The following is a 6,625-nucleotide window of genomic DNA, read 5'->3' as shown; positions in this document are numbered from 1 at the left end:
ATCAGTGAAATTATTTTTTAATTTATTATTATAATTTAAATTTTATTAAAATATTTTAAATATTTTAAATCCATTAAAAGGCAAAATTGATAAAATAATCAATTTAATGAATATTTTTAATTTAATACTCCAAATCCCTTAAGATTTCCATAGCCTTTTCAATATTCTCATATGAATTAGCATAGGACATTCTTACATGTTCCTCACCAAGACTGCCGAATGCAGCTCCCGGAACTGAAATAACTCCAGCCTCTGCTGCCGCACTGACAAATTCTGCAGGCCTTTCAACCTTAGGGAAAACATAAAATGCTCCCTTACAGTCAACACATTCATAACCCATATCATTCAGGCTTGAAACAATTAGGTCCCTACGTCTTGAAAACTCCTTAACCATCGCCTTGACAGAATCCTGCGGACCTGTAAGAGCCTCATAAGCAGCAACCTGAGAGATTGAACTTGCATTTGCAACACAATATTGATGTATCTTGAGAAGGTTTTCAGTTACTTCATCATTAGCCACCATATAGCCTATTCTAAGACCTGTCATTGCATAGGTTTTTGAAAAACCGTTAAGGGTTATTACATTGTCTGAATATTCGGCAGGGGAGTAATTTTTAGCTCCATAAATAATCTTTTCATAGATTTCATCTGAAATAATATAGAAATCATGATCTACAGACAAGTCTGCAATAGCCTTAATGTCCTCCTTGTCCATTACAGCACCTGTTGGATTGGAAGGAGAGTTTATTATCAATGCCTTGGTGTTTTTGTCAAGCTTTTCCTGAACATCATCTGCAGTCATCTTGAATCCATTTTCCATAGGAGTGTTTACCTCTACAGGATTAGCCTCTGCAAGCTTTACACAAGCGGAATAGGACAAGAATCCAGGATTTGGAATCAATACATTGTCACCCTTTTCAAAAAGGGCTTGAGCACAGTCATATAAGGCTTCACTTGCACCTGAAGTCAATATGACATTTTCAGCATCTGTCTTAATATTGTTGTCCTTTGACAACTTGTCAACAATGGCCTCACGCAATTCGATTATACCCTTATTTGAAGTGTAATGGGTAAAACCGTCATCGATTGCATCTTTCATCGCTTCGCGGATATTTTCCGGAACATCAAAATCAGGCTCTCCAATTCCAAGATTTACGGCATCAGGATTTGTAACTTCAAACATCTTTCTAATTTGAGACAATTCTATTGATTCAACTCTTTTAGCAGGATTTAACATAATAACACCTAAACAGTTCAAACTCGATAAAAATAAATATTTTTTTATTTAAAAGTAAATTTAGAATTTTTTTTTAAAATTTAAATAAATATTAATTCTTTAAAAGTAAATTTAAAACCTTTTTTAAAAATTTAAAAAATATTAATTAATTATAAATAAATTTAAAACCTTTTTTAAAAATTTAATAAATATTTCTTAATTAAAACAATTAAATTCTTAATAATTTAAAATTTTTAAAATAATCTTAATTTAATAAACTAATCCTAATTAATTATATGAATATTATTTCTTATTTAATTAACTATCATAATTAATTCAATTTAAACAAATTAAATAATAATTTTGAATTAAATCATTCAATAAGATAATGGCTCTTAAAATCATTGAATAATATAAAAACTCTTAAAAATCATTCAATAAGATAATGGCTCTTAAACTTCTCATCAAAGTGACATGCTCCACAATTGTAACAGGCTCCCTCTTCACACCATGGAGTAATCTCATCATTTTTCATTTTAAGATATTCCCTCTCTAAAAATTCCTTGCTAACACTGACATCAATGGAATCCCAAGGCAAAATGTCTCCAAATTCATACTCCGGAAGATAATCATTCCATTCCCTAATGTTGATTTTTCTATAAACAGATTCCTCAAGCAACTTGGAAAGGTCTTTATCACCACATGATAAAACATATTGAACAAGACCCATCTTGGCACTGTCAAACCTTATGTCAATTCCCTTAAGATTTCTTTTCATATAACGGATTTTTTTCTTGATGTCCTTGAAATCATAGCTTTCCCACTGCATTGGACTATGTGGTTTTGGGATAAGAGGATTAACACTGAATTTAATTGAAACCTTGCTCTTTTTAGTTGAAGTTTTTGAATTTGAATTAAAATTATACTTCATGGAATCAATTTTCTTAATCAGTTCCACTAATTCATTAATATTCTCTTCGGACTCATAGGGCAAACCGATTAAAAAGTACAATTTAATATTAAAACCTAATTCCACAGCATCATTAACAACTCGGAAGACATCATCATCACTGATGTCCTTGTTAAGTTTTCGCCTAAGTGAGTAAATTGTTTCAGGAGCTATTGTCAATGTCTTCAAGCCGCTTTCACGAAGTGATATTAATGAGGATTTTGTGATTGACTCTATTCTCATTGAAGGGGTTGAAACCTGAAAGCCTCTGTTTTTAAGTCCTTCTGTAAGCTCATCTATTTTAAAGTAGTCTGAAACTGCAGCACCTATAAGGGAAACCTTATTCAATCCAGTGTTTTCTCTGGCCCGCTCTGCAATTGAAAAGAGAATCTCAAGGTTTACCTCCCTTAATGGACGATAAAGAAAACTGGACATGCAGAACCTGCAGCCTCTTGTACATGCGCGGGAAACGTTTAATAAAATTGAATTGGAAAATGCAGGAAGAAATTCCTCATCATCTGTTACGGTTACAATCGGACATGTAAGATGATGGATGTCTTTAATTTTCTTTGTAAGTGCAATTTCTGTTTTATTGTTAAATTCAGAGATGTATAGACCATTTACATTTAGAAATGGGCTTAAGTCCCTTTTTGGATTTAAGTGATTATTTTCGGACAAATTCATTTCATTTTCTTTAGAATAACTTAAATCATTTTCTTTTTCTTTAGTATAAACCTCAAAGAAGTCATCAAGAACCGCTTCAGCCTCACCGATTACAAAAATGTCTATAAAATCAGATAATGGCAATGGATTTGCACTTGCACATGGCCCTCCTGCAATGATTAAGGGATCATCAATTGTTCTGTCTTCCCTTCTAAGAGGAATATTGGATTCCTTTAAAAGCTTTAGAAGATTAAAATAGTCCTGTTCATATTGAAGGGAAAATGAGATTATGTCAAAATCAGCCAAAGGACTGTTGGTTTCCAAACTGCGAACAGATGGATAAATTATACGCTCACAGTAGCTGTCCTCTCTTTCATTTATATAATTATAAAGAATCTGATAACCTAAAGAGCTCATTGCTGTTTTGTAGACATTTGGATAAACGAGCCCAAACCTTATATCAGCCCTTAGAGGATTCTTTTTAATTACATTCTCTTCATAAAACATATTAGTCCTTTTTTTGATTTTTGAAAAATAGAATTTAAATGATTTTTCTAATATAATTTTGTTTAAAGGAATATAAATAAATTTTAGTTTTAAAAAAGAAGATTTCCTAAAAAAAATAATTAAAATCTTTTGAAAAAAAGAATTAAAACAATTTTACTAATTTTTTGAAAAATACTCTTTAAAAACAACCAATATTTAACTCTTTTTATAAAACAAAATTGTGATTTTGCACAGAAACACAATTCAAAAAAATATATAAATTTAAATTACCAAATACTCATTCACTATCCATTAACAGAGAAATAATTGCAAATTAATTAAATTTTACTAATTTAAAACAATTTTACGAAGTTTTTAAATTTTTTTAAAAAAAGTGTAAAGCTTAAAAATTTTAAAAATCATTTCAATAAATGGATAGTATTTTTGGAGAAATATTTGATTAAACTCTTAATGAGGTGCAAATATGAATAAAAAGCTATTCATTCTAACTTTGATAGTATTGGCTCTTTTTAGCATAAACAGCGTATGCTCTCAAAGCTTAGATGGAATAAACCTTGAAAAGACTAATGAAATTAGCACTGGAGACAGCTTGCTTAAGGAAAAAGTTCCATTGTCAAGCTCTTCAGTGAAAACAAACACAACAACAAGCAAAACAACAAACACAACAAAGAAAACCAACACAACAACAAGCAAAACAACAAACACAACAAAGAAAACAACAAATACGACAAAAACCACTGCAAAGACAACAACAAACACAACAAAGAAAACCAACACAACAGTTAGCATGAATGTTAAAACCTTGGCAAAAGCTTCCACCACATTTATGAATTACGTAAATAAAAATGGTAAACTAAAAAGCACCATTTCAATAAGTAATCATAATTACACTACAACAGAATATTTATATCTCCTTTCAAAGGCAATAAACAGCACTAACAAGACAAAGGTAGATATAAATACCAAATTGGTCAATAAATCATATGCAAATACAAATATAAAGTCAATTAATGGAACAATTAACAAAACGGAATATGGACAGCTTGCAGGAAAGACAATGAAATTCATTGAAAAAAACAAAAGAGCTCCAAATTGGGTTACAAGCTCTAAAGGAAACATTCCATACAATCAAATGGTATTGGCTTTCAGCAAATGTTTGGACCAATACAATCAAAGCGGCAAATTCCCAAGTTCCATTAAGTTAAATGATTTGGATTTAAACAAGATCAAGGCAAAGCTTGACGCCTTAAAGGCAAAAACAAATACTACAACAAATACAAGTAAAAAAACCAACACAACAACAAGCAAAACAACAAATACAACAAAAACCACTGCAAAGACAACAACAAATACAACAAAAACCACTGCTAAAACAACAACAAATACAACAAAAACAAGCAGTACAAGCAAAACAACAACAAACAGTACAAAAACAACAAGCACTACAAAAACAAGTACAAATACAAGCAAAACTAGCAGCACAAACAATACAACAAGCACCAGTTTAATGGAAACTACCTTGAATTCAATCAAATCCATCCTACAGGGCATTGCAGACAGATTGGATCCGAGCAAAAGCGTCTTAAACATTAACAAAACAAATACTGGAAACATTGCAGTAAATACCAGCAGCGTAAGTGTTAAGATTAGCGGAACTTCAAATGTAAATGTTAAGCTTTCAGCATCTAACAGTACAAAAAGCACTAGCAAAAACACTACAACTGCAAGTAAAAAAACAAATACCACAAGCAAAACAAACACTACAACTAAAACAACAGCAAAAACCACATTAAAAGCGTCTACTGCATTGTTGAAAGCCTGCATATTAAATGAAAAGTATTTGGGAGAATCCCTAAGCAAATATTTGGCCAGTACCAAAAACTGTCAGGTCAAGAATACTGCAATAAAACTTTTGTCAAATAAATTAACAAAATCCCTGAAAACCGATTATGACAAGGCAAAAAATATTTTTAATTGGGTTCGTGACTATGTAAGCTATAAAAAATATGCAAATAGCTTAAAAGGAGCAACAAAAACCTTAAGTTCAAAATCAGGAAATTGTGTAGACCAAAGCCATTTGCTTGTTGCACTTACCAGAGCTGCAGGAATCCCTGCAAGATATGTACATGGACAAAACTGCAAATTCACTTCAGGATATGTTTCAGGACATGTTTGGGCTCAGGTTTTAGTAAATAACACATGGGTGGTTGCAGACACAACCAGTTCAAAAAATACCTTTGGAGTTATTAAGAATTGGAATGTAAATAGCTATACATTGAAAGGAAAATACAGTGCACTTAGTTTTTAGACCAAATTTAAATAAAACATTCCTTAAAAAGACTTAAAAAGAATTTAATTAATTTAATAGTTGTTAATTTAATTATTAATGACTATTTTTTTAATTAAATTAAAATTCTTAACTTAAAGTGAATTAAAATAACTATTTTTCTAAATAAAATTAAAATAATGCCTTAAAACAAAATAAACTCATTTTAAAAAAAGTATTGGTAAAAAATAATTAAGAATTAAAATTAGTAAAGAAAGTATTAATAAAAAATAATTAAGAATTAAAATTAGTAAAAAAAGTAAAATAAGCGCCGGGACGGGGATTTGAACCCCGGAGGTCTATTGACCATCGGATTAGCAGTCCGACGCCGTACCAGGCTGGGCCATCCCGACTTTACAAATGAAAAAAATAGAAAATTAAATATATTGCACTGAATTGCAACAATTCTTATTTTGTTTAATCTAACATATAAAGTTTTTCTTTTTTATAATATATACATAAATAATAGTTAAAATTGATTTAAACTAATAAAAAAGAGCAAACTAAACGGCACATAAAGGAGTGGACAATCTTCATCAATTATGGTTATCTAAAAAATTAACTCCACCTCGCGGTTCTGCAAGCATCAGCTGTAAATGGTAGAGCTGCTCCTTTCCAGGCCTGACACGTTCCCACAACAAAGATAGTTTTGAATTACCCTCCAGTAAAACCTCTATCACCATTGATCCTGCAGGACGAAGCTTCTATATCAACTTTTTAGGCCATAACTAAATCCAAATGCCGCCTCCTAAATTTCGACCACACCTAAGGAGATTTGTGCTTACAGAGGACTCCTAACCCTCCAGTCTAGCCAATATATATTCTCTTTTTAATCTTATATAAAGTTTATCCAAAATATAAAAACTTATATAAAACATTGAAAAAAAGTGATAAGAATTCTTTAAATTAACAAATAAGAATGAATTTTTATAAAAAATTAAAAAAAAACTTAAATTGATTATTA

3 protein-coding genes, 1 tRNA gene and 1 other RNA gene are annotated in these 6,625 nt (G+C 30.6%); 1 reads left to right on the top strand and 4 read right to left on the bottom strand.

The window, feature by feature from the left end:
• Positions 1-121: 121 nt before the first annotated feature.
• Positions 122-1,237, bottom strand: a complete 1,116-nt coding sequence (locus Q0138_RS07950) for a pyridoxal phosphate-dependent aminotransferase (RefSeq protein ID WP_297983105.1) — start codon at positions 1,235-1,237, stop codon at positions 122-124.
• Positions 1,238-1,646: 409 nt separating this feature from the next.
• Positions 1,647-3,335, bottom strand: a complete 1,689-nt coding sequence (locus Q0138_RS07945; protein ID WP_297983102.1) for a radical SAM protein — start codon at positions 3,333-3,335, stop codon at positions 1,647-1,649.
• A gap of 463 nt (positions 3,336-3,798) precedes the next feature.
• Here Q0138_RS07945 and Q0138_RS07940 point away from each other — a divergent pair, with 463 nt between their 5' ends.
• Positions 3,799-5,643 carry a transglutaminase domain-containing protein gene (locus Q0138_RS07940; RefSeq protein WP_297983100.1) on the top strand — a complete coding sequence of 615 codons (1,845 nt, stop codon included), beginning with the start codon at positions 3,799-3,801 and terminating at the stop codon, positions 5,641-5,643.
• A 287-nt stretch (positions 5,644-5,930) separates the two neighbouring features.
• On the opposite strand, the gene Q0138_RS07935 is transcribed toward Q0138_RS07940, so the two are convergent.
• Positions 5,931-6,014, bottom strand: a tRNA-Ser gene (locus Q0138_RS07935).
• 151 nt (positions 6,015-6,165) lie between these two features.
• Positions 6,166-6,479: signal recognition particle sRNA (gene ffs / locus Q0138_RS07930), an RNA gene on the bottom strand.
• Positions 6,480-6,625 lie beyond the last annotated feature (146 nt).

The sequence above is a fragment of the uncultured Methanobrevibacter sp. genome (genome assembly GCF_937906425.1).
Classification (GTDB): Archaea; Methanobacteriota; Methanobacteria; order Methanobacteriales; family Methanobacteriaceae; genus Methanobrevibacter.
Note: the sequence above shows the minus strand (reverse complement) of the source record. Positions and strands in the feature narration are given on the sequence as shown.

What these genes read in the sequence shown, in the direction of transcription:
- Q0138_RS07945 (WP_297983102.1), bottom strand. Translation starts at nt 3,335, where the DNA reads ATGTTTTATGAAGAGAATGTAATTAAAAAGAATCCTCTAAGGGCTGAT.
- Q0138_RS07940 (WP_297983100.1), top strand. Translation starts at nt 3,799, where the DNA reads ATGAATAAAAAGCTATTCATTCTAACTTTGATAGTATTGGCTCTTTTT.
- Q0138_RS07950 (WP_297983105.1), bottom strand. Translation starts at nt 1,237, where the DNA reads ATGTTAAATCCTGCTAAAAGAGTTGAATCAATAGAATTGTCTCAAATT.